Source organism: Streptomyces gilvus (genome assembly GCF_022513565.1).
Classification (GTDB): Bacteria; Actinomycetota; Actinomycetes; order Streptomycetales; family Streptomycetaceae; genus Streptomyces; species Streptomyces gilvus.
In genome coordinates this window covers 18,360-41,687 of record NZ_JAKWBE010000020.1, presented here as the reverse complement: position 1 = coordinate 41,687, position 23,328 = coordinate 18,360, and the positions used below count along the sequence as shown (strand labels likewise).

General features: G+C 72.1%; 27 protein-coding genes. 21 read left to right on the top strand and 6 right to left on the bottom strand.

Features of this window, described 5'->3' with window-relative positions; all coding sequences use genetic code 11:
* The first annotated feature begins 36 nt into the window (after positions 1-36).
* The 10 genes from hisD (at position 37) to MKW14_RS27070 (ending at position 7,713) form a co-directional block, all read left to right on the top strand.
* Positions 37-1,362 (top strand): histidinol dehydrogenase, encoded by a 1,326-nt coding sequence (hisD, locus tag MKW14_RS27115; protein ID WP_240866411.1) that lies wholly within the window; start codon positions 37-39, stop codon positions 1,360-1,362.
* Positions 1,359-2,477 carry a histidinol-phosphate transaminase gene (locus MKW14_RS27110; RefSeq protein WP_240866409.1) on the top strand — a complete coding sequence of 373 codons (1,119 nt, stop codon included), beginning with the start codon at positions 1,359-1,361 and terminating at the stop codon, positions 2,475-2,477. Before hisD ends, MKW14_RS27110 begins: the two co-directional genes overlap by 4 nt.
* Positions 2,474-3,067, top strand: a complete 594-nt coding sequence (hisB, locus tag MKW14_RS27105; protein WP_030932889.1) for an imidazoleglycerol-phosphate dehydratase HisB — start codon at positions 2,474-2,476, stop codon at positions 3,065-3,067. Before MKW14_RS27110 ends, hisB begins: the two co-directional genes overlap by 4 nt.
* Positions 3,064-3,228: a CG2302 family histidine operon protein gene (locus MKW14_RS27100; protein ID WP_240866407.1), complete on the top strand. Its 165-nt coding sequence runs from the start codon at positions 3,064-3,066 to the stop codon at positions 3,226-3,228. Before hisB ends, MKW14_RS27100 begins: the two co-directional genes overlap by 4 nt.
* The gene (gene hisH / locus MKW14_RS27095) at positions 3,225-3,866 is read left to right on the top strand and encodes an imidazole glycerol phosphate synthase subunit HisH (RefSeq protein WP_240866404.1); all 642 of its coding nucleotides are present in this window, start codon (positions 3,225-3,227) and stop codon (positions 3,864-3,866) included. The genes MKW14_RS27100 and hisH overlap by 4 nt, the downstream gene beginning before the upstream one ends.
* Positions 3,863-4,588, top strand: a complete 726-nt coding sequence (priA, locus tag MKW14_RS27090) for a bifunctional 1-(5-phosphoribosyl)-5-((5-phosphoribosylamino)methylideneamino)imidazole-4-carboxamide isomerase/phosphoribosylanthranilate isomerase PriA (RefSeq protein WP_240866402.1) — start codon at positions 3,863-3,865, stop codon at positions 4,586-4,588. Before hisH ends, priA begins: the two co-directional genes overlap by 4 nt.
* The gene (locus MKW14_RS27085) at positions 4,585-4,989 is read left to right on the top strand and encodes a RidA family protein (protein WP_240866400.1); all 405 of its coding nucleotides are present in this window, start codon (positions 4,585-4,587) and stop codon (positions 4,987-4,989) included. Before priA ends, MKW14_RS27085 begins: the two co-directional genes overlap by 4 nt.
* On the top strand, positions 4,986-5,741 hold the full coding sequence (hisF, locus tag MKW14_RS27080; protein ID WP_133042813.1) for an imidazole glycerol phosphate synthase subunit HisF: 756 nt from the start codon (positions 4,986-4,988) through the stop codon (positions 5,739-5,741). Before MKW14_RS27085 ends, hisF begins: the two co-directional genes overlap by 4 nt.
* A gap of 116 nt (positions 5,742-5,857) precedes the next feature.
* The gene (locus tag MKW14_RS27075; RefSeq protein WP_240866397.1) at positions 5,858-6,445 is read left to right on the top strand and encodes an ArsR/SmtB family transcription factor; all 588 of its coding nucleotides are present in this window, start codon (positions 5,858-5,860) and stop codon (positions 6,443-6,445) included.
* An 11-nt stretch (positions 6,446-6,456) separates the two neighbouring features.
* Complete coding sequence (locus MKW14_RS27070) at positions 6,457-7,713, top strand: MFS transporter (RefSeq protein ID WP_240866395.1); 1,257 nt, start codon at positions 6,457-6,459, stop codon at positions 7,711-7,713.
* 505 nt (positions 7,714-8,218) lie between these two features.
* Here the strand turns inward: MKW14_RS27070 and MKW14_RS27065 are convergent.
* Entirely contained in the window at positions 8,219-8,854 is a 636-nt protein-coding gene (locus tag MKW14_RS27065) for a TIGR03085 family metal-binding protein (RefSeq protein ID WP_240866394.1), read from the bottom strand.
* 83 nt (positions 8,855-8,937) lie between these two features.
* Here MKW14_RS27065 and hisI point away from each other — a divergent pair, with 83 nt between their 5' ends.
* The 11 genes from hisI (at position 8,938) to lgt (ending at position 17,764) form a co-directional block, all read left to right on the top strand.
* Positions 8,938-9,348 carry a phosphoribosyl-AMP cyclohydrolase gene (gene hisI / locus MKW14_RS27060; RefSeq protein ID WP_240866390.1) on the top strand — a complete coding sequence of 137 codons (411 nt, stop codon included), beginning with the start codon at positions 8,938-8,940 and terminating at the stop codon, positions 9,346-9,348.
* An 11-nt stretch (positions 9,349-9,359) separates the two neighbouring features.
* Positions 9,360-10,838 carry an anthranilate synthase component I gene (locus MKW14_RS27055; protein WP_240866387.1) on the top strand — a complete coding sequence of 493 codons (1,479 nt, stop codon included), beginning with the start codon at positions 9,360-9,362 and terminating at the stop codon, positions 10,836-10,838.
* A gap of 52 nt (positions 10,839-10,890) precedes the next feature.
* Entirely contained in the window at positions 10,891-11,532 is a 642-nt protein-coding gene (locus tag MKW14_RS27050) for a TIGR02234 family membrane protein (RefSeq protein WP_240866385.1), read from the top strand.
* Between the two features lie 113 nt (positions 11,533-11,645).
* On the top strand, positions 11,646-11,900 hold the full coding sequence (locus MKW14_RS27045; protein ID WP_240866381.1) for an HGxxPAAW family protein: 255 nt from the start codon (positions 11,646-11,648) through the stop codon (positions 11,898-11,900).
* An 89-nt stretch (positions 11,901-11,989) separates the two neighbouring features.
* Complete coding sequence (locus MKW14_RS27040) at positions 11,990-12,439, top strand: DUF2752 domain-containing protein (protein WP_240866378.1); 450 nt, start codon at positions 11,990-11,992, stop codon at positions 12,437-12,439.
* Positions 12,440-12,586: 147 nt separating this feature from the next.
* On the top strand, positions 12,587-13,396 hold the full coding sequence (trpC, locus tag MKW14_RS27035) for an indole-3-glycerol phosphate synthase TrpC (protein ID WP_240866375.1): 810 nt from the start codon (positions 12,587-12,589) through the stop codon (positions 13,394-13,396).
* Positions 13,397-13,417: 21 nt separating this feature from the next.
* Positions 13,418-13,651 (top strand): tryptophan biosynthesis modulator TrpM, encoded by a 234-nt coding sequence (gene trpM / locus MKW14_RS27030; RefSeq protein WP_240866371.1) that lies wholly within the window; start codon positions 13,418-13,420, stop codon positions 13,649-13,651.
* Between the two features lie 67 nt (positions 13,652-13,718).
* Positions 13,719-15,002, top strand: a complete 1,284-nt coding sequence (gene trpB, locus MKW14_RS27025; RefSeq protein WP_240866368.1) for a tryptophan synthase subunit beta — start codon at positions 13,719-13,721, stop codon at positions 15,000-15,002.
* A complete protein-coding gene (gene trpA, locus MKW14_RS27020; RefSeq protein WP_240866365.1) occupies positions 14,999-15,817 on the top strand; it encodes a tryptophan synthase subunit alpha in 819 nt (272 codons plus the stop codon). The genes trpB and trpA overlap by 4 nt, the downstream gene beginning before the upstream one ends.
* A gap of 99 nt (positions 15,818-15,916) precedes the next feature.
* Entirely contained in the window at positions 15,917-16,693 is a 777-nt protein-coding gene (locus MKW14_RS27015) for a DsbA family protein (RefSeq protein WP_240866362.1), read from the top strand.
* A gap of 93 nt (positions 16,694-16,786) precedes the next feature.
* The gene (lgt, locus tag MKW14_RS27010; protein WP_240866359.1) at positions 16,787-17,764 is read left to right on the top strand and encodes a prolipoprotein diacylglyceryl transferase; all 978 of its coding nucleotides are present in this window, start codon (positions 16,787-16,789) and stop codon (positions 17,762-17,764) included.
* Between the two features lie 91 nt (positions 17,765-17,855).
* On the opposite strand, the gene MKW14_RS27005 is transcribed toward lgt, so the two are convergent.
* The 5 genes from MKW14_RS27005 to MKW14_RS26985 are packed head-to-tail and all read right to left on the bottom strand — an operon-like array spanning position 17,856 to position 23,323.
* Entirely contained in the window at positions 17,856-18,698 is an 843-nt protein-coding gene (locus MKW14_RS27005) for an HpcH/HpaI aldolase/citrate lyase family protein (protein ID WP_240866356.1), read from the bottom strand.
* Positions 18,695-19,897, bottom strand: a complete 1,203-nt coding sequence (locus MKW14_RS27000) for a CaiB/BaiF CoA transferase family protein (protein ID WP_240866354.1) — start codon at positions 19,895-19,897, stop codon at positions 18,695-18,697. The genes MKW14_RS27005 and MKW14_RS27000 overlap by 4 nt, the downstream gene beginning before the upstream one ends.
* Entirely contained in the window at positions 19,894-20,787 is an 894-nt protein-coding gene (gene rbsK / locus MKW14_RS26995; protein WP_240866351.1) for a ribokinase, read from the bottom strand. Before rbsK ends, MKW14_RS27000 begins: the two co-directional genes overlap by 4 nt.
* A complete protein-coding gene (locus MKW14_RS26990) occupies positions 20,784-22,142 on the bottom strand; it encodes an ADP-ribosylglycohydrolase family protein (RefSeq protein WP_240866348.1) in 1,359 nt (452 codons plus the stop codon). The genes rbsK and MKW14_RS26990 overlap by 4 nt, the downstream gene beginning before the upstream one ends.
* Positions 22,130-23,323 carry an ADP-ribosylglycohydrolase family protein gene (locus tag MKW14_RS26985; RefSeq protein ID WP_240866345.1) on the bottom strand — a complete coding sequence of 398 codons (1,194 nt, stop codon included), beginning with the start codon at positions 23,321-23,323 and terminating at the stop codon, positions 22,130-22,132. The genes MKW14_RS26990 and MKW14_RS26985 overlap by 13 nt, the downstream gene beginning before the upstream one ends.
* Positions 23,324-23,328 lie beyond the last annotated feature (5 nt).

Sequence of the window (23,328 nt, the reverse complement as noted above, 5' to 3'; positions counted from 1 at the left end):
GACGACGGCCAACCCGGGTCTGAGAGAATTAACACCGTGATCTCCCGAATCGACCTGCGCGGCGACGCCCTCCCCGAAGGGCCCGCCCTGCGCGACCTGCTGCCCCGCGCCGACTTCGACGTTCAGGCCGCCCTCGAGAAGGTGCGTCCGATCTGCGAGGCCGTGCATCATCGGGGCGACGCGGCGCTGATCGACTTCGCGGAGAAGTTCGACGGGGTCAGGCTCGACCAGGTGCGGGTGCCGGCCGAAGCCCTCGCGAAGGCCCTCGACGAGCTCGACCCGGCGGTCCGCGCGGCCCTGGAGGAGTCCATCCGGCGGGCCCGTCTCGTCCACCGCGAGCAGCGCCGCACCACCCACACCACCCAGGTCGTACCGGGCGGCACGGTCACCGAGAAGTGGGTGCCGGTCGAGCGGGTCGGGCTGTACGCGCCGGGCGGCCGGTCGGTCTACCCGTCCTCCGTGGTCATGAACGTCGTCCCCGCCCAGGAGGCCGGCGTCCCGTCCGTCGCCCTCGCCTCGCCCGCCCAGGCCGAGTTCGGCGGCCTCCCGCACCCGACGATCCTCGCCGCCTGCGCCCTGCTCGGCGTCGACGAGGTGTACGCGGCCGGCGGCGCCACCGCCGTCGCGATGTTCGCGCACGGCACCGAGTCCTGCCCGCCCGCCAACATGGTCACCGGCCCCGGCAACATCTGGGTCGCCGCCGCCAAGCGCTACTTCACCGGCAAGATCGGCATCGACGCCGAGGCCGGCCCCACCGAGATCGCGATCCTCGCGGACGACACGGCCGACCCCGTGCACGTGGCCTCCGACCTGATCAGCCAGGCCGAGCACGACCCGCTCGCCGCCGCCGTCCTGGTCACCGACTCCGTCGCGCTCGCGGACGCGGTGGAGAAGGAGCTGGAGCCGCAGGTCGCGGCCACCAAGCACATCGAGGACCGGATCGTCCCGGCCCTCAAGGGCCGCCAGTCCGCGATCGTCCTCGTCGACGGCGTCGAGGAGGGGCTGCGGGTGGTCGACGCCTACGGCGCCGAGCACCTGGAGATCCAGACGGCCGACGCGGCCGCCGTGGCCGACCGGGTGAAGAACGCCGGCGCGATCTTCATCGGCCCCTGGGCCCCGGTGTCGCTGGGCGACTACGCGGCCGGCTCCAACCACGTCCTGCCCACCGGCGGTTGCGCCTGCCACTCCTCGGGCCTGTCCGTCCAGTCCTTCCTGCGCGGCATCCACATCGTCGACTACACCAAGGACGCGCTGGCCGAGGTCGCGCACCACGTGGTCACGCTGGCGGAGGCGGAGGACCTGCCGGCGCACGGCGCGGCGGTCAAGGCAAGGTTCGGCTGGAAGGTACCGACGAGCAAGTGAACCTCGGAATCGACGATCTCCCCGTACGGGACGAGCTGCGCGGCAAGTCCCCTTACGGCGCGCCCCAGTTGGACGTCCCCGTACGGCTGAACACGAACGAGAACCCCTACCCGCTGCCCGAGCCGCTGGTCGAGCGGATCGCCGAGCGCGTCCGCGAGGCCGCCCGCGACCTCAACCGCTACCCCGACCGGGACGCGGTCGAATTGCGCACCCGCCTCGCCGAGTACCTGACGAACACCTCCGGCCACGAGGTGGGCCTGGCCAACGTCTGGGCGGCGAACGGCTCCAACGAGGTCATCCAGCAGCTGCTGCAGACCTTCGGCGGACCGGGCCGTACGGCGATCGGCTTCGAGCCGTCGTACTCGATGCACGCGCTCATCGCACGCGGCACCGGCACGGGCTGGATCTCCGGTCCCCGCAACGAGGACTTCACCATCGACCTCGCAGCCGCCGAGCGGTGGATCGCCGAGAACGAGCCGGACGTCGTCTTCGTCACCACCCCCAACAACCCCACGGGCAATGCCGTTCCGCCCGAGACGGTCCTCGCGCTGTACGAGGCCGCGCAGGCGGCGAAGCCGTCCATGGTCGTCGTGGACGAGGCGTACATCGAGTTCAGCCACGGCGACTCGCTGCTGCCGCTCATCGAGGGCCGGCCGAACCTCGTCGTCTCCCGCACGATGTCGAAGGCCTTCGGCGCGGCGGGGCTGCGGCTCGGCTATCTCGCCGCGCACCCGGCCGTCGTCGACGCCGTCCAGCTCGTACGGCTGCCGTACCACCTCTCCGCGGTCACCCAGGCGACCGCGCTGGCCGCCCTGGAGCACACCGACACGCTGCTGAAGTACGTCGAGCAGCTCAAGGCGGAGCGGGACCGGCTGGTCGCCGAGCTGCGCGCGGCCGGCTACGAGGTCGTGGAGTCCGACGCGAACTTCGTGCAGTTCGGGCGGTTCGACGGCGAGGGCGGCTCGCACGCCGCCTGGCAGAAGATCCTCGACCGGGGTGTCCTGGTCCGGGACAACGGCATCCCGGGGTGGCTGCGGGTGTCCGCCGGAACCCCGGAGGAGAACGACGCGTTCCTCGACGCGGTACGTGCACTCAAGAAGGAGCAGAACACATGAGCCGCGTAGGACGCGTGGAGCGGGTGACGAAGGAGACCTCGGTGCTCGTCGAGATCGATCTCGACGGCAGCGGCAAGGTCGACGTGTCGACAGGCGTCGGCTTCTACGACCACATGCTCGACCAGCTCGGCCGGCACGGTCTGTTCGACCTCACCGTGAAGACCGAGGGCGACCTGCACATCGACTCGCACCACACCATCGAGGACACCGCCCTCGCCCTCGGCGCCGCCTTCAAGCAGGCGCTCGGCGACAAGGTGGGCATCTACCGCTTCGGCAACTGCACGGTCCCGCTGGACGAGTCCCTCGCCCAGGTGACCGTGGACCTGTCCGGCCGCCCCTACCTCGTGCACACCGAGCCCGAGAACATGGCGCCGATGATCGGCGAGTACGACACCACGATGACCCGGCACATCCTGGAGTCCTTCGTCGCCCAGGCCCAGATCGCGCTGCACGTGCACGTGCCCTACGGCCGCAACGCGCACCACATCGTGGAGTGCCAGTTCAAGGCCCTGGCGCGGGCTCTGCGCTACGCCTCCGAGCGCGACCCGCGCGCGGCCGGCATCCTCCCCTCCACGAAGGGCGCGCTGTGAACGGGCTGTCGACCATCCTGATCGTCGTCGGCCTCTTCCTGGTCGGCGGCATCATCTCCTTCGTCAAGCAGAAGATGCCCAGGCAGCTGATCGTGCTGCTGTCCATCGGCGCCGCGATGTGCCTGGTCGCGGGGATCATGCGGCTGGAGGTGTGGAATTGAGCGCACCGAAGAAGGTGGTCGTCTTCGACTACGGCTTCGGCAACGTCCGCTCCGCCGAGCGCGCCCTCGCGCGCGTGGGGGCCGACGTCGAGATAACGCGTGACTTCGACACGGCCATGAACGCCGACGGCCTACTGGTGCCGGGCGTCGGTGCCTTCGCCGCCTGTATGCAGGGCCTGAAGGAGGCGCGCGGCGACTGGATCGTCGACCGGCGGCTGTCCGGCGGGCGCCCGGTCATGGGCATCTGCGTCGGCATGCAGATCCTCTTCGCGCGCGGCATCGAGCACGGCGTGGAGAGCGAGGGCCTCGACGAGTGGCCCGGCTCGGTCGAGCCGCTGCAGGCCGAGATCGTGCCCCACATGGGCTGGAACACCGTCGAGGCGCCGGCCGGCTCCGAACTGTTCGCCGGCCTGGACGCGGACGCGCGCTTCTACTTCGTGCACTCCTACGCCGTCCACGACTGGTCCCTGGAGACGCACAACCCCGCCCTGCACGCCCCGAAGGTCACCTGGTCGACGCACGGCAAGCCCTTCGTGGCCGCCGTGGAGAACGGCGCCCTGTGGGCCACCCAGTTCCACCCCGAGAAGTCCGGCGACGCCGGCGCCCAGCTCCTCACCAACTGGATCGGAACACTGTGAGCAAGCTCGAACTCCTCCCCGCCGTCGACGTCCGCGACGGCCAGGCCGTCCGACTCGTCCACGGCGAGTCCGGCACGGAGACCTCCTACGGCTCCCCGCTGGAGGCCGCCCTCGCCTGGCAGCGGTCGGGCGCCGAGTGGCTGCACCTGGTCGACCTGGACGCCGCCTTCGGCACCGGCGACAACCGCGCGCTGATCGCCGAGGTGACCAAGGCGATGGACATCAAGGTGGAGCTGTCCGGCGGCATCCGCGACGACGACACCCTCGCCGCCGCCCTCGCCACCGGCTGCACACGGGTGAACCTCGGCACGGCCGCCCTGGAGACCCCTCAGTGGGTCGCCAAGGTCATCGCCGAGCACGGCGACAAGATCGCGGTGGGCCTCGACGTACGCGGCACGACCCTCCGTGGCCGTGGCTGGACACGGGACGGCGGCGACCTCTACGAGACGCTGGAGCGCCTCAACAAGGAGGGCTGCGCCCGCTACGTCGTCACCGACATCGCCAAGGACGGCACCCTCCAGGGCCCGAACCTGGAGCTCCTGAAGAACGTCTGCGCGGCGACGGACCGCCCGGTCGTGGCCTCGGGCGGCGTCTCGTCCCTCGACGACCTGCGCGCCATCGCCGAACTGGTCCCCCTCGGTGTCGAGGGCTCGATCGTCGGGAAGGCCCTGTACGCGAAGGCGTTCACCCTGGAAGAGGCCTTGGAGGCTGTGGCGTCATGAAGTCCGAAGCCGTACGGCGTGTGCAGAGCGGAACGTCCTGGGAAGAGACCTTCGGTTTCGCGCGCGCCGTGGCGGCGGGCGACCATGTGCTGGTGGCGGGCACCACGTCCTTCAAGGGCGATGTGCTGTACGGCGAGGGCGACCCGTACGAGCAGGCCAAGGTGGCCTTCGCCAGCGCGCTGGAGGCGATCGCCGAGTTCGGGCTCGGCATCGAGTCCGTGATCCGCACGCGCGTGTACCTCGCGCATCCGCGGGACGTCGACGAGGTCGGCCGGGCCCACAAGGAGCTGTTCGACTCCGTGCGCCCGGTGGCCACCCTGCTGGTGGTGGAGGGCTTCGTCGACCCGCGCGTGCTGGTCTCGGTGGAACTAGAGGCATACAGAGGAGCCGTGGATTCATGACCCTGGCGGTCCGAGTCATCCCCTGCCTGGACGTGGACAACGGCCGGGTCGTCAAGGGCGTCAACTTCCAGAACCTGCGCGACGCGGGCGACCCCGTCGAGATGGCCAAGGTGTACGACGCCGAGGGCGCCGACGAGCTGACCTTCCTGGACATCACCGCGTCGTCCGGCGACCGCGAGACGACCTACGACGTGGTGCGCCGGACGGCCGAGCAGGTCTTCATCCCGCTGACCGTCGGCGGCGGCGTGCGCACGGCGGAGGACGTCGACAAGCTGCTGCGGGCGGGCGCGGACAAGGTGGGCGTCAACACCGCCGCGATCGCCCGTCCCGACCTGATCCGGGAGATCGCCGAGCGCTTCGGCCGGCAGGTGCTGGTCCTCTCGGTGGACGCGCGGCGCACCCCCGAGGGCTCCTTCGAGGTCACCACGCACGGCGGCCGCCGCGGCACCGGCATCGACGCCGTCGAGTGGGCGCACCGGGCCGCCGAGCTGGGGGCGGGGGAGATCCTGCTGAACTCCATGGACGCCGACGGCACCAAGGACGGCTACGACGTGGAGATGATCCAGGCCGTCCGCAAGCACGTCACCGTCCCCGTGATCGCGTCGGGCGGCGCGGGCAAGCTGGACCACTTCCCGCCGGCCATCGCCGCGGGCGCGGACGCCGTCCTGGCCGCCTCGGTCTTCCACTTCGGCGACCTACGGATCGGCGAAGTGAAGCAGGCCCTCAGAGACGCGGGACATCCCGTCCGCTGACGGCCCTCTTCTGACGGCATCGTTCGCACGGCACCCTTCGCACGGCATCGCGGAAGCGAAAGGGAAGTTGCGCAAAAAAGATTGTGCAACTTTTCTTTCGCTTCTACCGTGAGGGCATGGCCGACCGCGAGAGAGACCGACGCATCACGGACGTGGGCACCCTCAAGGCGCTCGCGCATCCGTTGCGGGCGCAGCTGTACCGGCTGCTGATCATCGCGCGGACGGCCACCGCGTCCCAGCTCTCCGAGCAGGTCGACGAGGCGGTGTCGCTGGTCAGCTACCACCTCCGCAAGCTGGCCGCGCACGGCCTGATCGAGGAGGCCGAGCCGCGCGGGGACGGGCGCGAGCGCTGGTGGCGGCCCGCCTCGGACGGCGTGAGCATCCGGGACGTCGACTTCCGGGACGCCCCCGAGAAGGCAGCAGCGCACATAGCGGCCAGCCGTCTCTTCTTCGAACAGCGGGTCGACATGGTCCGACGCCACCTCGACGAGCGCGCGCAGTGGAGCGACCCATGGACCAGGGCGTCCGACTTCTCCGAGTGGCTGCTGCACCTGACCAGCGACGAGCTGCTCGAACTGGCCAAGGAGATGAACGCCCTCGTGCGCCGCTACGAGGAGCACGGCCGGGCCGCCATGGCCGCCGGCGACACCGAGGGCCGGGAGAACGTCGCGGTGCACACGTACGGCTTCCCCTTCCGTCTCTGAGAGGACCGCGCATGACCACCGGGCTCGAGAGCACGGCCACGGTCACCACTCCCGAGAAGCCCGCCCACCGGGACGGCAACGTCCTGCGCTGGGTCGGCGCCTACGCCTCCTCGATGGCCGGCGACGGCGTGTACTACGTCGCCCTGTCCTGGGCCGCGGTACAGGCGGGCACCCCCGCCCAGGCCGGGCTCGTGATGTCCGTCAGCGCTCTCCCGCGCGCGGTGCTGATGCTGGGCGGGGGAGTGGTCGCCGACCGGTTCGGGCCGCGCCGGGTCGTCATCGGCAGTGACGCGGTGCGCTGCGCGGCCGTCCTCGCCGTGGCGGCGCTGCTGTTCCTCACCGGCCCGGGGCTGTGGCCGCTCGCCGCGCTCGCGCTGGTCTTCGGCATTGTGGACGCCGTGTTCGTGCCCGCTGTGGGGGCGCTGCCCGCCCGGATCACCGGCCGGGGGCAGCTCGCCCGGGTGCAGGGCATGCGGGGTCTCGCGTACCGGTTCGCCGTCGTCGTGGGCGCGCCGCTCGGCGGGCTCGGTGTGGCGGTGGGCGGGGCGGCGGCCGCGTTCGGGCTCGCGGGGCTGCTGATCGCCGTGTCCGTGCCGCTGCTGGTCTCCGTACGGATGCGGGAGCTGCCGCCGGACGACGCGGTGGACGGGCAGGGCGGCACGGCCTGGGCCGACCTGGTGGCAGGCCTGCGGTACATCCGCCGTCACCGTGTCCTGGCTCCGCTGGTCCTGGCCATCGCCCTGGGAGACCTCGGGTTCGTCGGGCCGTTCAACGTGGGGCTGACACTGCTCGCCGACGAGCGCGGGTGGGGGGCCTCCGGGATGGGCTGGGTACTGGCCGGGTTCGGCGTCGGCGCGGGGTTCGTGTCGCTGCTGCTGGCCGTGCGGGGACGGCTGCCGCACGCCGGGCGGGTGGCGGGATGGGCGCTGCTCGCGGGGGCGGTCGCCATAGGGGCGCTGGCCTTCGTGCCGAGCCTCCTCGCGGCAGTGGGCACGGCACTCGCCGTCGGGCTGCTGGCGGGGCTCAGCGGCGCCATGTGCACGGCCCTGCTGCAGACCCACGCCGCCCCCGCCTACCTCGGCCGCGTCACCGCGGTCGCCAGCCTGGTCAGCCTCGGCCTGACCCCCCTCAGCATGCCCCTGACGGCCGCGGCGATCGGCGCGTGGGGCACGGGGCCGGTGTACGTGGCGAGCGCGGCGGTGTGCGGGCTGGGCGGGGCGGTCGCGCTGGGCGCGGGCGCCCTGCGGCGCGCGGAACTGCCCCGCTGAGGCGCGCAGGGGCCGGGCGGGGCGGTGACGCGCCACGCGCCCTGGATCCGGTCGGGGTGGTGGTGTGGGCGGGCCGCGTGTCGTGGATCCGGTCGGGGTGGTGGTGTGGGCGGGCCGCGTGTCGTGGATCCGGTCGGGGTGGTGGTGTGGGCGGGCCGCGTGTCGTGGATCCGGTCGGGGTGGTGGTGTGGGCGGGCCGCGCGCGTGTCGTGGATCGGGTCGGGGGGGGGCGGTGACGTGGGCGGGCCAAGTGCGGTGGAACCGGTCGGGCGCTGACGTGGATGCGGTCGGAGTGGTGGCGTGGGCGGGCCGCGTGTCGTGGATCGGGTTGGGGTGGTGGTGTGGGCGGGCCGCATGTCGTGGATGCGGTCGGGGCGGTGACGTGGGGGCGCCGCGCCCCCGGATCCGGCCGGGGCCGCGTCGGATGCGCCGCGTGGCCCCTGGATCCGGCGGTGCCTGGTCAGATGCGCCGCGTGCCGTGCCCCCAGACCCGGCCGTTGGCTTGTCAGATGCCGAGTTGCTTTGCCTCGTGGAGCCTGGTGATTGCTTCCTTGTCGCCGTCCAGTTCGACTTTGGCGGCGCTCTGGCGGCCGTAGGAGAACAGCAGCAGTTCGGACGGTTCGCCGGTGACCGTGACGACCGGGGTGCCGCGGTGGGCGACCGCCGTCTGGCCGTCGGGGCGGCGCAGCACCAGGCCGGTCGGGGCACTGCGGCCCATCAGCCGGGCCGAACGCTCCAGCCGCGACCACAGCGTGTCCTGGAAGACCTGGTCCAGCTCGCGCGGGCTCCAGTCCGGCCGGGCCCGGCGGACGTCCTCCGTGTGGACGTAGAACTCGACCGTGTTCGACAGCTCGTCCACCTGCTTGAGCTGGAACGGCGAGAAGCGGGGCGGGCCCGTGCGGATGAGCTGGATCAGCTCCTCGTACGGCTTCGCGGTGAACTCCGCCATCACCCGCTCGAGGCGCGGCGCGAGCTGCTTGATCAGTATGCCACCGGCGGCGTCGGGGCGGCGCTCGCGCACCACCACGTGCGCGGCGAGATCACGGGTGAGCCAGCCCTCGCACAGGGTCGGGGCGTCGGGGCCCTCGGCCTCCAACAGGTCGGCCAGAAGAAGTCGTTCACGCTTGGCGAATGTCGACATGCCAGCCAGCCTACGACCACCCTCCAGGTCCGCACAGTGGACACGGCCCGTCACTGTCAGTGGCGCGCGGCACAATGGCACCCATGACCAGTACGACCGGTACCCCCCGGCCCAGCAGCCTCGCCCCCGAGATCGCCGCGCGGCTCAAGCGCAGCGCCGACGGGCTCCTCCCGGCGATCGCCCAGCAGTACGACACCGGTGAGGTGCTGATGCTCGGCTGGATGGACGACGAGGCGCTGCACCGCACGCTCACCACCGGCCGTTGCACCTACTGGTCGCGCAGCCGCCAGGAGTACTGGGTCAAGGGCGACACCTCCGGCCACTTCCAGTGGGTCAGGTCGGTCGCGCTGGACTGCGACGCCGACACCGTGCTGGTCAAGGTCGACCAGGTCGGCGCCGCCTGCCACACCGGCGCCCGCACCTGCTTCGACGAGGACGTCCTCCTCAAGGAGACCGAGGGCGCCGATTCCGCCGTACCCGCACGGGATCAGTAAGGTCAGCCGCCATGGACCTCGAGACCTTCCGCAAGCTCGCCACCGACCGGCGTGTCATCCCGGTCACGCGCAAGCTCCTCGCCGACGGCGACACCCCCGTCGCGCTGTACCGCAAGCTCGCCGCCGAGCGCCCCGGCACCTTCCTGCTGGAGTCCGCGGAGAACGGCCTCTCCTGGTCCCGCTACTCCTTCGTGGGCGTCCGCAGCGCCGCCACCCTGACCTCCCGCGACGGCGGAACCCACTGGCTCGGCACCCCGCCCGTCGGCGTCCCCGTGGACGGCGACCCCCTCGCCGCCCTGCGCGCCACCATCGAGGCCCTGCACACCCCGCACCAGGAGGGTATGCCGCCCTTCACCGGCGGCATGGTCGGCTACCTCGGCTACGACATCGTGCGCCGCCTGGAGAAGATCGGGCCCGGCGAGCGGGACGACCTGCGGCTGCCCGAGCTGACCATGCTGCTCACCAGCGACCTGGCCGTCATGGACCACTGGGAGGGCGCGGTCCTGCTGATCGCCAACGCGATCAACCACAACGACCTGGACACCGGCGTCGACGAGGCCTACGCGGACGCCGTGGCACGGCTGGACGCGATGGAGGCGGACCTGTCCCGCGCGGTCGCCCAGCCGCCCGCCGTCCTGCCGCCCTCCGAACTCCCCGAGTACACCGCGACGTGGGGCGGCCCCGACTTCCAGGCGGCCGTCGAGGACGTAAAGGAACGCATCCGCGCCGGTGAGGCCTTCCAGGTCGTCCCCTCCCAGCGCTTCGAAACACCGTGCACGGCGAGCGCGTTGGACGTGTACCGGGTGCTCAGGGCCACCAACCCCTCCCCGTACATGTACCTGTTCCGCTTCGACGGCTTCGACGTCGTCGGTTCGTCCCCCGAGGCCCTGGTGAAGGTCGAGGCCGGACGGGCCATGGTCCACCCCATCGCCGGCACCCGGCACCGCGGTTCGACCCCGCAGGAGGACCAGGCGCTCGCCGACGAACTGCTCGCGGACCCGAAGGAGCGCGCCGAGCACCTGATGCTGGTCGACCTCGGCCGCAACGACCTCGGACGGGTCTGCGAGCCGGGCTCCGTCGAGGTCGTCGACTTCATGTCGATCGAGCGGTACTCGCACGTCATGCACATCGTCTCGACGGTCACCGGCCGGGTCGCCGCGGGCCGCACCGCCTTCGACGTCCTGACGGCCTGTTTCCCGGCCGGCACCCTCTCCGGCGCCCCCAAGCCCCGCGCGATGCAGATCATCGACGAACTCGAGCCGTCCCGGCGCGGGTTGTACGGCGGCTGCGTCGGCTATCTCGACTTCGCGGGCGACTCCGACACGGCCATCGCCATCCGCACCGCCCTGCTCCGGGACGGCACGGCGTACGTCCAGGCGGGCGCCGGCATCGTCGCCGACTCCGACCCCGTGGCCGAGGATCAGGAGTGCCGCAACAAGGCGGCGGCGGTGCTGCGCGCGGTCCACACGGCCAACCGGCTCGGGCAGTAGGACGGGTCTCACGTGAACCCCGGGTGACGGTTCACCCGGGGTTCGGGCGATAGTGGAGTACGTGACTGCCGTACCTCATCCCCGTTCCGAAGCCGCAGGACCCGTCCGGGCCGGCCGCCTCTCCCTCGCCGTGGCGCTGCTGGCCGGTGCGCTCGGCGCGGCCGTGGCGCTGCTGTCGACCCGGCAGCGCTGGTCGGAGGGCACCACGACGGTGGCCGGCGGCGCCTTCTCCCTGACCGCCAAGGGCAGTGACGTCACCGGCGTCCCCGCCGCGCTGGCCATAGTGGGACTGGCCGCGCTGGTCGCCGTGTTCGCCGTCCGCCGGGCCGGCCGCCTGCTGGTCGCCGCCCTGCTCGCGCTCTCCGGCGCCGGCACGGTCGCCGCGGCCCTGCTCGGCGCGTCCGACAGCTCGGCCCTCGACGACAAGGCCGCCCAGGCGGCCGGCGACACCTCGGCCACGGTGCACGCACTGAGCCACACGGCATGGCCGTACGTGGCCGCGGTGGGCGGCGCGCTCATCCTGCTGGCCGGACTGCTCGCCCTGCGCTACGGGCGCCACTGGCCGGCGATGTCCGGCCGCTACGAGCGGGACGGCGCGGCCAGGCCCCGGCGCAGGCCCGCCGGGATCGATCCCGACCGTCCCGAGGACCTGTGGAAGGCCCTCGACCGCGGGGAGGACCCGACGAGCGCGTAGGCGACGGCACCGACGCGCGAAGGGCCACCCCCGAGCAGCGCACGCGCGCGCGTGCGGAACAATGTCGGGTGAGCGTCCGGCTCAGACACGTAATCAGCAACGAGGAGCAAGTCATGGCGGGCAGCAGCCACGGTCACACCCCGGCCGCCTGGACCGGTGTCATCATCGCCTTCATCGGTTTCTGCGTCGCGGGCGCCTTCATGGTCATGGCTCAGCCCGTGGGCTTCTGGGCCGGCATGGCGATCGTGGTCATCGGCGGCATCGTCGGCTGGGTGATGAGCGCGATGGGCATGGGCCAGCCGAAGGACGCGCACGACAGCTTCCAGACGGAGCTGTCGAAGAGCCAGGCGGCGCACGCCAAGAGCTGAACGCGCACGGCCACCGCACGCGCGCGTGAGGGGCGATCCGGAAAGCCGGATCGCCCCTCACGCGCGCGGGGCGGCCGTTCAGGGGGAGAATGCCTGACGTGAACGTCGAGAGCCGGCCCGTCACGCCCGCCCGCGCCGAACCCACCAGGGCGGCGCGGCTCGCCGTGCCCGCGGGCATCATGGCCGCCGTCGCCGGGGCCTTCGCCTACGTGGGGACGGTGGACCCCAACCAGCCCGGCCACTACCCCGTCTGCCCCCTGTACGCCGTCACCGGCCTGTACTGCCCCGGCTGCGGTGGCCTGCGCAGCGCGCACGCCTTCGTCCACGGCGACTTCCTCGGGGCGCTCCACGACAACGCCCTGGCCACCGTCGGCTACCCGCTCTTCGCCGTGCTGTGGACCGTATGGGTGCTGCGCGCGGCACGCGGCCGGCCGACGCGGCTCGGGCTCGGTACGGCGCACCTGTGGGCGCTGGGGGCGTTGCTGCTGGTCTTCACGGTTGTCCGGAACCTGCCGTTCGGTGGCTGGCTGCATCCTTGATCAACCGGGGAACGTCCAGGTACTGGAACCGGCGTCAACCGGATGCGAGGGCTGCGCCCTCCTCCGGATACCATCGCAGTGACCATCGGTTTTCTCCCGACGGTCAAAAAGCTTCGACAGTCCACCGTCTGGAAGGGGGCCGCTCGCGTGAGTGTGCTCGACGAGATCATCGACGGAGTCCGTGCCGACCTCGCGGAGCGGCAGGCGCGCGTCAGCCTCGACGAGCTCAAGGAGCGTGCGGCGAAGGCTCCGACTGCCAAGGACGGGGTCGCCGCGCTCAAGGGCGACGGCGTCAAGGTCATCTGCGAGGTCAAGCGCTCCAGCCCCTCCAAGGGCGCGCTGGCCGCGATCGCCGACCCCGCCGGACTCGCCGCGGACTACGAGGCGGGCGGCGCCGCCGTCATCTCCGTCCTCACCGAGCAGCGCCGCTTCGGCGGCTCGCTGGCCGACCTGGAGGCCGTCCGCGCGCGCGTGGACATCCCCGTCCTGCGCAAGGACTTCATCGTCACGTCGTACCAGCTGTGGGAGGCCCGCGCGTACGGCGCCGACCTCGTGCTCCTGATCGTCGCCGCGCTGGAACAGCCCGCCCTGGAGTCCCTCATCGAGCGCGCCGTCTCCATCGGCCTCACCCCGCTCGTCGAGGTGCACGACGAGGACGAGGTCGAGCGGGCGGTGGACGCCGGCGCCAAGATCATCGGCGTCAACGCGCGCAACCTCAAGACCCTCGAGGTCGACCGCTCCACCTTCGAGCGCGTGGCCCCCGAGATCCCCGACCACCTCGTCAAGATCGCCGAGTCCGGCGTCCGCGGCCCCCACGACCTGATCGCCTACGCCAACGCCGGCGCCGACGCGGTCCTGGTCGGGGAGTCCCTGGTGACGGGGAAGGACCCGAAGACGGCGGTCTCGGACCTGGTGGCGGCAGGAGAGCACCCCGCTCTTCGGCACGGACGCAGTTGATCTTTCGGTAGGCTGACCCCGATGACTCTCACCGCGACGACCCTGGACCGGTACGCCCGCCTGGCGCGCGGCTGCCGCCCCCGGGGCTGCCGTGCGCCCGCCCGCCGGGTCCACGGCCGCAGGGTGCGTTACGTCATCGGAGACGAACCCGGGCAGGTCAACGGCCGTCGATGGCAGCGCGCCCTTCAGGGGCGCGGGGCTGTATCTGATGTGCGGCTACCGCCGCGCGAGCGCGACCGGCCCAATACGGCCTGAGGTCGTACGACAAGCTCCGCCCCCACGGCGAACAGGTCTGTTTCCAAACTCACCGTGAGGTTCAGTCATGCCCAGCGAGTTCTTCATCCCCGACCCCGAGGGTCACGTACCGAGCCCCGAAGGCTACTTCGGCGCCTTCGGCGGCAAGTTCATCCCGGAGGCCCTCGTCGCCGCCGTCGACGAGGTGGCCGTCGAGTACGACAAGGCCAAGCACGACCCCGAGTTCGCCCGCGAACTCGACGACCTGCTGCTCAACTACACCGGGCGCCCCTCGGCGCTCACCGAGGTCCCCCGTTTCGCCGAACACGCCGGAGGCGCCCGCGTCTTCCTCAAGCGCGAGGACCTCAACCACACCGGCTCCCACAAGATCAACAACGTCCTCGGTCAGGCCCTGCTCACCAAGCGCATGGGCAAGACCCGCGTCATCGCGGAGACCGGCGCCGGCCAGCACGGCGTCGCCACCGCCACCGCCTGCGCCCTGTTCGGCCTCGAGTGCACGATCTACATGGGCGAGATCGACACCCGGCGCCAGGCCCTCAACGTGGCCCGCATGCGCATGCTCGGCGCCGAGGTCGTCGCGGTGAAGTCCGGCAGTCGCACCCTGAAGGACGCCATCAACGAGGCCTTCCGCGACTGGGTCGCCAACGTCGACCACACCCACTACCTCTTCGGTACGGTCGCGGGCCCGCACCCCTTCCCGGCCATGGTCCGCGACTTCCACCGCGTCATCGGCGTGGAGGCCCGCCGCCAGCTCCTGGAGCGCGCCGGCCGCCTCCCGGACGCGGCGATCGCCTGCGTCGGCGGCGGCTCCAACGCCATCGGCCTCTTCCACGCCTTCATCCCCGACGAGGGCGTCCGCCTGATCGGCTGCGAGCCGGCCGGTCACGGCGTGGAGACCGGCGAGCACGCGGCCACCCTCACCGCCGGCGAGCCCGGCATCCTGCACGGCTCCCGGTCCTACGTCCTGCAGGACGAGGAGGGCCAGATCACCGAGCCGTACTCGATCTCGGCCGGCCTGGACTACCCGGGCATCGGCCCGGAGCACTCCTACCTCAAGGACAGCGGTCGCGGCGAGTACCGCGCGGTCACCGACGACGCCGCGATGCAGGCCCTGCGCCTGCTCTCGCGCACCGAGGGCATCATCCCGGCGATCGAGAGCGCGCACGCCCTCGCGGGCGCCCTGGAGGTCGGCAGGGAGCTGGGACCGGACGGCCTGATCGTCGTCAACCTGTCCGGTCGCGGCGACAAGGACATGGACACCGCCGCGCGCTACTTCGGCCTGTACGACACCGACGCCGAGGTCGCGGCCGACGCCGCCGACACCGCCGAGATCGAGGGGGACGCCAAGTGAGCGGGAACATTCAGCTGCTGTCGGACACCCTCGCCGCCGCCAAGGCCGAGGGCCGGGCCGCGCTCATCGCCTACCTCCCGGCCGGGTTCCCGACCGTGGACGGCGGCATCGAGGCGATCAAGGCCGCCCTGGAGGGCGGGGCGGACGTCATGGAGGTGGGGCTGCCGCACAGCGACCCCGTCCTCGACGGTCCCGTCATCCAGACGGCCGACGACATCGCCCTGCGCGGCGGCGTCAAGATCGCGCACGTCATGCGCACGGTCAAGGAGGCCCACGAGGCCACCGGCAAGCCGATCCTCGTCATGACGTACTGGAACCCCATCGACCGCTACGGCGTCGAGCGCTTCACCGCCGAGCTGGCGGAGGCCGGGGGCGCCGGGTGCATCCTGCCCGACCTGCCCGTCCAGGAGGCGGCACTGTGGCGGGAGCACGCCGAGAAGCACGGGCTCGCCACGGTCTTCGTCGTCGCGCCCAGCAGCAAGGACGCGCGGCTCGCGCAGATCACCGCGGCGGGCAGCGGCTTCGTGTACGCCGCCTCGCTCATGGGCGTCACCGGCACCCGTGAGTCGGTGGGCGCGCAGGCCCAGAACCTGGTCGAGCGGACCCGGGCGACCGGCACCGACCTGCCCGTCTGCGTCGGCCTGGGCGTCTCCGACGCCGCGCAGGCCGCCGAGGTGGCCGGCTTCGCCGACGGCGTGATCGTCGGTTCGGCGTTCGTGAAGCGGATGCTGGACGCGCCGGACGACGCGGCCGGCGTCGAGGCGGTCCGCGCGCTCGCCGGGGACCTGGCGAAGGGCGTACGCGGACAGGCGTAACGGCACACGTAACGGCACACTACGGAACAATCGGTCACTCGAACGGGTGGACCTGGGACCGGGGAGGCGCGACGCGCCTCCCCGGTTCGTTCTGGGGGTGTGAGCGAGAAGAACCGTGAGGGAAAGCGCACCGCCCGTGAGCGGCTGGCGGTCGAGCGCGAGAAGCAGAAGGCCGCCGAGAAGCGACGGCGGGCGCTGATCGTCGGCGCGAGTGTCGTCTGCGTGCTGGGGCTCGCCGCGGTGATCGGCGTGGTCGCCGCGAACGCCGGCAAGGACAAGGGCAGCAAGAGCTCGGGCCCCGTCGCCGCGCCGTCCGGGGCGCAGGGCAAGGACAGTCTCGCGATCCCGGTCGGCAAGGACGGCGCCAGGTCGACGCTCACCGTCTGGGAGGACTTCCGCTGCCCGGCCTGCCAGGCCTTCGAGATGACCTATCGCCCGACCCTCCACGAGCTGGCCGATGCCGGACAGCTCCGGGTCGAGTACCACCTGGTCAGACTGATCGACGGCAACCTCGGCGGCACTGGCTCGCTGCGCGCGGCCAACGCGGCGGCCTGCGCCCAGGACGCCGGGAAGTTCCGCGACTACCACGACGTGCTGTACCAGAACCAGCCGAAGGAGACCGACGACGCCTTCGCGGACAACGGCAAGCTGATCGCGCTCGCGGGCAAGGTGCACGGCCTGGACACCCCGGCCTTCCGCACGTGCGTCAACGGCGGCACGCACGACAGCTGGGTCGACAAGTCGGCCGCCGCGTTCCGGGCCGGCGGTTTCTCCGGCACGCCGACCGTGCTCCTCAACGGCAAGAACATCTACCAGGACCAGACGATGACCCCGGCCAAACTCAAACAACTGGTACAGGAGGCCGCCAAGCGGTAAGGCGCACGGGGCGCATTCACACCCGCCCGTTATGGACCCGTAGCCGGGCCGCCTGCCGTGGTCCCGGTCCGGCACGGTAGCGTCGACCCTGCCATGGAAGAACTTGCCTACATTCCGAGCCCGTCGCGCGGGGTGCTGTATCTCGGCCCCATTCCGCTGCGCGGCTACGCGTTCTGCATCATCATCGGCGTCTTCATCGCGGTCTGGCTCGGCAACAAGCGCTGGATCGCCCGCGGCGGGCGGGCCGGGACAGTGGCCGACATCGCTGTCTGGGCGGTGCCGTTCGGCCTCGTCGGTGGCCGGCTCTACCACGTGATCACGGACTACGAGCTGTACTTCAGCCAGGGCCGTGACTGGGTGAACGCCTTCAAGGTGTGGGAGGGCGGCCTCGGCATCTGGGGCGCGATCGCGCTCGGTGCGCTCGGTGCCTGGATCGGCTGCCGGCGCCGGGGCATCCCGATGCCCGCGTACGCCGACGCCGTGGCGCCCGGTATCGCCTTCGCACAGGCGATCGGGCGATGGGGCAACTGGTTCAACCAGGAGCTGTACGGCAAGGAGACCAACGTTCCCTGGGCGCTGCACATCACGTCCTCGGCGGACGGCCGGGTGCCGGGGTACTACCACCCGACGTTCCTGTACGAGTCCCTGTGGTGCATCGGCGTCGCCTTCCTGGTCATCTGGGCCGACCGGCGCTTCAAGCTGGGGCACGGGCGGGCGTTCGCGCTGTACGTCGCCGCGTACTGCGTGGGGCGGGCGTGGATCGAGTACATGCGGGTCGACGACGCGCACCACATCCTCGGGCTGCGGCTGAACGACTGGACCGCGGGGATCGTGTTCCTGCTCGCGGTGACGTACATCGTGGTGTCCTCGAAGAAGCGGCCCGGGCGGGAAGAGGTGGTCGAGCCGGGGGCGGCGGACGAAGTCGCCGACGGGGAGACCGGGGCCGAGGACGCCGACGCGAAGGAAGCCGACGTCAAGGAAGCCGACGTGGAGACCTCCGAGGCCAAGGCGGACGCCGACGCCGAGGCGAAGGACGAGGCCGAGCCGACCGAGTCGGCCAAGAAGCTCTGACGATCGACTGAACGGCGGGTTTCGGCGGGTTGGGCACCTCCGAGACCCGCCGTCGGCGTTCTCGCCGTCGCGGCTGAGAAAAAACTCGGGATCATCGGCAACGGTTCGCCAGGGACAGGGTTCGTTGGGCTGTTGCCACTACCGCCGCGTCGATGAAGCGGCCGTCCGGGAGGGCCTGGGCGCCCTGGTCCCTGGTCGCCGCCTTCACGATGGTTTCCGCCTCCTCGATCTCGTGGGTCGTGGGGAGGTAGGCCCGTTCGATGATGGGGAGCTGGCGGGGGTGGATGGCGGCTCGGCCGAGGAAGCCCAGGGCGCGGCCGTGGGTGCAGGAGGCCGCCAGGGCCTCCAGGTCCCGGATGTCCGGGTGCACCGACTGCGGTGGCGGGGGCAGGCCCGCCGCCCGGGCGGCCACGACGATCCGGGAGCGGGACCAGTCGAGGCCCGCGTCCTCACGTACGCCCAGGTCGGCCCGGAGGTCCGCCTCGCCCAGCGAGATGCCGCGCAGCGACGGGTGCGCGGAGGCGATGGCGTGGGCGTGTTCCACGGCCAGGGCGGTTTCCAGCAGGGCGTACAGGGCGGGGGAGTCGCCGGCAGTCAGCGAGGACATGCGGTGGGCGGTGCGGATGATCTGGGACGGTGACGTCACCTTCGGCAGGCGCAGGCCCGCCAGGCCCGGCAGCGTGGCGATCGCTTCGAGGTCCCTGGCCGCGAGCGGGCCGTCCAGGGCGTTGACGCGGACATGGACCGGGACCGGCTGGGGGCCGGTGAGGAGTTCCGCCGTGGCGGCGCGGGCGTGGTCCTTGCGGTCCGGGGCGACCGCGTCCTCCAGGTCGACGACCACGACGTCGGCGCCGGCGACGAGGGCCTTGGCGACCACGTGCGGGCGGTCGCCGGGGGCGTACAGCCAGGTGAGCGGGGTGGTCCTCTCGGTCATACGGCACCCTCCTCCCGCAGAGCCGCCAACTCGGCCCGGCTCAGGCCCAGTTCGGTCAGGACCTGTTCCGTGTCCGCGCCGTGCGGGCGGCCGGCCCAGCGGATGGCGCCCGGTGTCGAGGAGAGCCGGAAGAGCACGTTCTGCATACGGAGCGGGCCGAGTTCGGGGTCGTCGAGGGTCGTGATCGTGTCGAGGGCCTGGTACTGCGGGTCGGTGAGCACGTCCCGTACGTCCTGCACGGGTGCGATGGCCGCCTCCGCCTTCTCGAAGGCGGCGAGGACCTCCGTGCGGGTGCGGCCGGCGATCCAGTCGCCGACCGCCGCGTCGAGGACGTCCGCGTGCGCGGCGCGTTCGGCGCCCGTGGCGAACCAGGGCTCGTCGATCAGCTCCGGGCGGCCCACCAGGTGCATCACGCGTTCCGCGATCGACTGCGCCGAGGTGGAGACGGCGACCCAGGTGCCGTCGGCGGTGCGGTAGGTGTTGCGCGGGGCGTTGTTGGCGGAGCGGTTGCCGGTGCGGGCCTGGACGTATCCGAGCTGGTCGTACCAGGTGGGCTGGGGGCCGAGGACGGTGAGGATCGGTTCGATGATCGCCATGTCGACGACCTGGCCCTCGCCGGTGCGCTCGCGCGCGGCGAGCGCGGTCAGCACGCCGTACGCCGTCGCGAGGCCCGCGATGGAGTCGGCGAGGCCGAAGGGCGGGAGCGTCGGAGGGGCGTCCGGTTCACCGGTGATCGCGGCGAATCCGCTCATCGCCTCGGCGAGGGTGCCGAAGCCGGGGCGGTGGGCGTAGGGGCCGAACTGGCCGAAGGCGGTGACGCGGGTGAGGACCAGCCGGGGGTTGGCGGCGGACAGCTCCGGCCAGCCGAGGTCCCACTTCTCCAGGGTGCCCGGACGGAAGTTCTCGATCAACACGTCGGCGGTGGCGGCCAGTTGAAGCAGCGTGGCGCGGCCGCCGGGCTTGGAGAGGTCGAGGGCGATCGTGCGCTTGTTGCGGCCGAGGATCTTCCACCACAGACCGACGCCGTCCTTCGAGGGACCGTGGCCGCGCGAGGGATCCGGCTTGGTGGGGTGCTCGACCTTGACGACGTCCGCGCCGAAGTCGCCGAGCAGGGTGGCGGCGAGGGGGCCCGCGAAGAGCGTGGCGAGGTCGAGGACGCGCAGGCCGGTGAGCGGGGGAGGGGTGCCGGGAGTGGTCATGAGGAGTACCGCGCCTCGATCTCGGAGCGGTACGGCATCGACGCGGAGGCGCCGGGACGCTGCACCGAGAGCGCGGCGGCCGCGGCGGCCCAGGTCAGGGCCTCGCGGATGGGCCGCTCCTCGCCGAGGGCGACCGCGAGGGCGCCGACGAAGGTGTCGCCCGCGCCGGTGGAGTCCACGGCGGTGACCTGCGGGGCCCCGACGGCGAGGGGCTCGGCGTCCCGTGCCAGGTACAGGCTGCCCGCCGCGCCGAGCGTGACCACCACGGCCGGGACCTTCTCCAGCAGGGCGGTGGCCGCGTCGACCGTGTCCGTCTCGTCGGTGAGGGTGACCGCCTCGTACTCGTTGGCGACCAACAGGTCGGTGGCGGCCAGGAGTTCGGGCGGCAGGGGTTGCGCCGGGGCGGGGGTGAGGATCGTACGGACGCCGTGGGCGCGGGCGGTCCGCGCTCCCGCGACGACCGCGGGCATCGGGATCTCCAGCTGCAGCAGCAGGGTGTCGGCGGAGGCGATGAGGCCCTCGTCGCCGGGGACGAGGTGGTCGACGGTGCCGTTGGCGCCGGGGATCACGACGATCGCGTTGCCGCCCTCGTCGTCCACGACGATGTGGGCGGTGCCGGAGGGGCCGTCGATGGTACGGAGCAGGTCCGTCTCGACGCCCGAGTGTTCCAGGGTGGAGCGGAGACGGGCGCCGTAGGCGTCGGTGCCGACGGCGCCGATCATCGACACGGTGGCGCCCGCGCGGGCCGCGGCGATCGCCTGGTTGGCGCCCTTGCCGCCGGGGATCGTACGGAACTCCCGTCCCGTCACGGTCTCTCCGCGCTGCGGGGCCTTGTCGACATAGGTGACGAGGTCCATGTTCGTGCTGCCCAGCACGACGATGTGGGTCATGGGCGGGATGCCTCCCGGTGGGTGAGGTGGGCCAGGGTGTCGAAGCCGACGCCGTTGAAGTCGCCGACGGACGTGGACAGCCGGTTCTTCAGCGGGGACGTCCAGCGGTCGGGGAGGGCGGCGGGGCTGCCGGTGAGCAGTGCGGCGATGCCACCGGCGGTGGCGCCGTTGGAGTCGGTGTCCCAACCGCCGGACACGGCACGGGAGATGGAGCCGGTGAAGTCGCCGTCGGCGTGGGTGAGGGCGGCGGCGGTCAGAGCCGTGTTGGGGATGGCGTGGACCCAGTGGTGGGTGTCGGCGTAGGTGGCGTGGAGTTCGTCCACGACCACGTCGAAGTCGGAGTGCTCCGTGGCGAGTCGGACGGCGTGGTGGATCGCCTCGGACAGGCGGGAGCGGGGTGGGATCACCGTGAGGCCCGTACGGAGGCAGGCGTGGATGTCGTGTTCGCCGGTCGCGGCCTCGGCGATGACGGCCGCGGTGAACATCGCCGCGTAGACGCCGTTGCCGGTGTGGGTGAGGGTGGCGTCAGCGTGGGCCTGTTCCGCGGCGGCGGCCGGGTCGCCGGGGTTGGTCCAGCCGTGGACGTCCGCGCGGATGAGGGCGCCGATCCACTCGCGGAAGGGGTTGCGGTGGCGGGCGGTGTGCGGGGGTTCGACGCCGGTGAGGAGGTTGCGGTAGGCGACGCGTTCGGCGGTGAAGGTACGCCCGGCGGGGAGTTCGTCCAGCCAGAGCCCCGCCACGTCGGCGGTGGTGAAGCGGCGGCCGTGGCGTTGGAGCAGAAGCAGGTTGAGGAGCGGGTAGTTGAGGTCGTCGTCCTCGGGCATGCCGTCGATGTTCTCGGCGAGGGAGGTGGGGGCCGAGCGGCGGTTCCAGGGGTGCTGCGAGAGGAGTTCTTCCGGGACTCCGCGGGCGGTGAAGTAGGTGTTCAACGGCCAGTTGCCGGTGGCCCGGGCCAGTTGGCGGATGCCGGTGAGGGGGAGCTTCTCGACGGGTTTGCCCAGGAGGCAGCCCGCGGCCCGGCCCAGCCAGGCGGCTTCCAGACGGAGTCGGCTCGTGGCCCCACGGGAGGGCCGGGGCCAGTCGGGGCAGCAGGCCTTGATCCTCGTGAGGTCCGTCGGCTCGGCCTCGGTCAATGTGCCGGGCAGGTCCGCCAGTTCGTCCAGCAGGTCCTCCGCCAGCTGCCGCAGGTAGCGCGACGCCCGTTGCGTCGAGGCACCCGCTCGTGCCGGGGCTTCCGCACCACCCGCCGCCCTCCAGCGCGCCGCGATCACCGACGCCTCACGACCGTCCAGAGCCGCCTGACGCAGCTCGTGGCCGATCAGGTCCTCCGGCTGCACCCAGGTCAGTCGGAGCATCCGAGGCTTCCGAGTCTCGTGAACGCGGCCTCGTGCGCCCGCCGGCGCCGTACGTCCCGCTCGAAGATCTCGTACGTCACCTCGGTGAGGACGCGGGCTGGTTCCCACAGGTCCAGACGGCTCGCCTCCGAGACCGTCTTGGCCCAGTCGTCGGGGACCGGGGAGCCGAGCGCGCCGGTCAGGGCGCCCGCCATGGTGGCGATCGAGTCGCAGTCCCGGCCGTAGTTCACCGCGCCCAGGACCGCGTGGCGGTAGTCGCCGCCCGCCACCAGCACCATGCCGAGCGCGATGGGGAGTTCCTCGATGGAATGCAGACGGGAGGGGCGACGGGCGCCGAGGGAGGGGGCGCGGTAGTCGGGGCCCACCGTGTCGTACGGCGCCACCGCCTCGCGCAGCGGGAGCAGGGCCGACTCGAAGTCCGTGTGCCGGGACGCCACGTCGCAGACCCGCTCGATCGCCTCGCGGGTGCCGTCCTTGGCCAGGGACAGGACGGTCTCGACGATCGTGTCCGGGGTGGCGCCGGGGACGCAGGCCGCCGCGACCGCCGCCGCGAAGACGGCCGCCGCCTCCCGGCCGTACGACGACTGATGGGCGCCCGCGACGTCCAGGGCCTCGGCGTAGGCGGCCGCGGGGTCCGCCGCGTTGACCAGGCCGACCGGGGCCATGTACATCGCGGCCCCGCAGTTGACGATGTTCCCGACGCCGGCCTCGCGGGGGTCGGCGTGGGCGTAGTGGAGGCGGGTCACCAGCCATTTCTCGGCGAGGAAGACACGGTGGAGGGGAAGGGCCTCCGCCTCCAGCTCCGGGATCCAGCGTGGGTTCGTCATCAGGTCGGGGACCAGGTGGTCGGCGATCGCGTACGCGTCGAGGTGGTCGCGGACGGTCGCGTAGACCCGTACCAGCGCGTGCGTCATCAAGGTGTCGTCGGTGACGTGACCGTCGCCCTTGTGGTACGGGGCGAGGGGGCGGGCCGTGCGCCAGGCGTCGCCGTTCCAGGGTCCGACGATGCCGTGGACCCGGCCGCCGTGACGTTCGAGGATCTGGGCGGGGGAGTAGCCCTCGACCGGGCCGCCCAACGCGTCGCCGACCGCCGCGCCCACGAGGGCTCCGGTGATGCGGTCCTCGAGGCCGGCTGCTTCTTGTTCTGCAGGGTTGGTTTTTTCCTGCTGTTTGGGCGTCATGCCCG

Coding starts and splice junctions, on each gene's coding strand:
- MKW14_RS26985 (WP_240866345.1), bottom strand. CDS start 23,323: ATGACGCCCAAACAGCAGGAAAAAACCAACCCTGCAGAACAAGAAGCA.
- trpM (WP_240866371.1), top strand. CDS start 13,418: ATGACTCTCACCGCGACGACCCTGGACCGGTACGCCCGCCTGGCGCGC.
- hisF (WP_133042813.1), top strand. CDS start 4,986: ATGACCCTGGCGGTCCGAGTCATCCCCTGCCTGGACGTGGACAACGGC.
- MKW14_RS27075 (WP_240866397.1), top strand. CDS start 5,858: ATGGCCGACCGCGAGAGAGACCGACGCATCACGGACGTGGGCACCCTC.
- rbsK (WP_240866351.1), bottom strand. CDS start 20,787: ATGACCCACATCGTCGTGCTGGGCAGCACGAACATGGACCTCGTCACC.
- MKW14_RS27000 (WP_240866354.1), bottom strand. CDS start 19,897: ATGACCACTCCCGGCACCCCTCCCCCGCTCACCGGCCTGCGCGTCCTC.
- MKW14_RS26990 (WP_240866348.1), bottom strand. CDS start 22,142: ATGCTCCGACTGACCTGGGTGCAGCCGGAGGACCTGATCGGCCACGAG.
- MKW14_RS27065 (WP_240866394.1), bottom strand. CDS start 8,854: ATGTCGACATTCGCCAAGCGTGAACGACTTCTTCTGGCCGACCTGTTG.
- hisB (WP_030932889.1), top strand. CDS start 2,474: ATGAGCCGCGTAGGACGCGTGGAGCGGGTGACGAAGGAGACCTCGGTG.
- MKW14_RS27085 (WP_240866400.1), top strand. CDS start 4,585: ATGAAGTCCGAAGCCGTACGGCGTGTGCAGAGCGGAACGTCCTGGGAA.
- trpB (WP_240866368.1), top strand. CDS start 13,719: ATGCCCAGCGAGTTCTTCATCCCCGACCCCGAGGGTCACGTACCGAGC.
- hisI (WP_240866390.1), top strand. CDS start 8,938: ATGACCAGTACGACCGGTACCCCCCGGCCCAGCAGCCTCGCCCCCGAG.
- MKW14_RS27045 (WP_240866381.1), top strand. CDS start 11,646: ATGGCGGGCAGCAGCCACGGTCACACCCCGGCCGCCTGGACCGGTGTC.
- lgt (WP_240866359.1), top strand. CDS start 16,787: ATGGAAGAACTTGCCTACATTCCGAGCCCGTCGCGCGGGGTGCTGTAT.
- MKW14_RS27070 (WP_240866395.1), top strand. CDS start 6,457: ATGACCACCGGGCTCGAGAGCACGGCCACGGTCACCACTCCCGAGAAG.
- MKW14_RS27005 (WP_240866356.1), bottom strand. CDS start 18,698: ATGACCGAGAGGACCACCCCGCTCACCTGGCTGTACGCCCCCGGCGAC.
- MKW14_RS27055 (WP_240866387.1), top strand. CDS start 9,360: ATGGACCTCGAGACCTTCCGCAAGCTCGCCACCGACCGGCGTGTCATC.
- MKW14_RS27040 (WP_240866378.1), top strand. CDS start 11,990: ATGCCTGACGTGAACGTCGAGAGCCGGCCCGTCACGCCCGCCCGCGCC.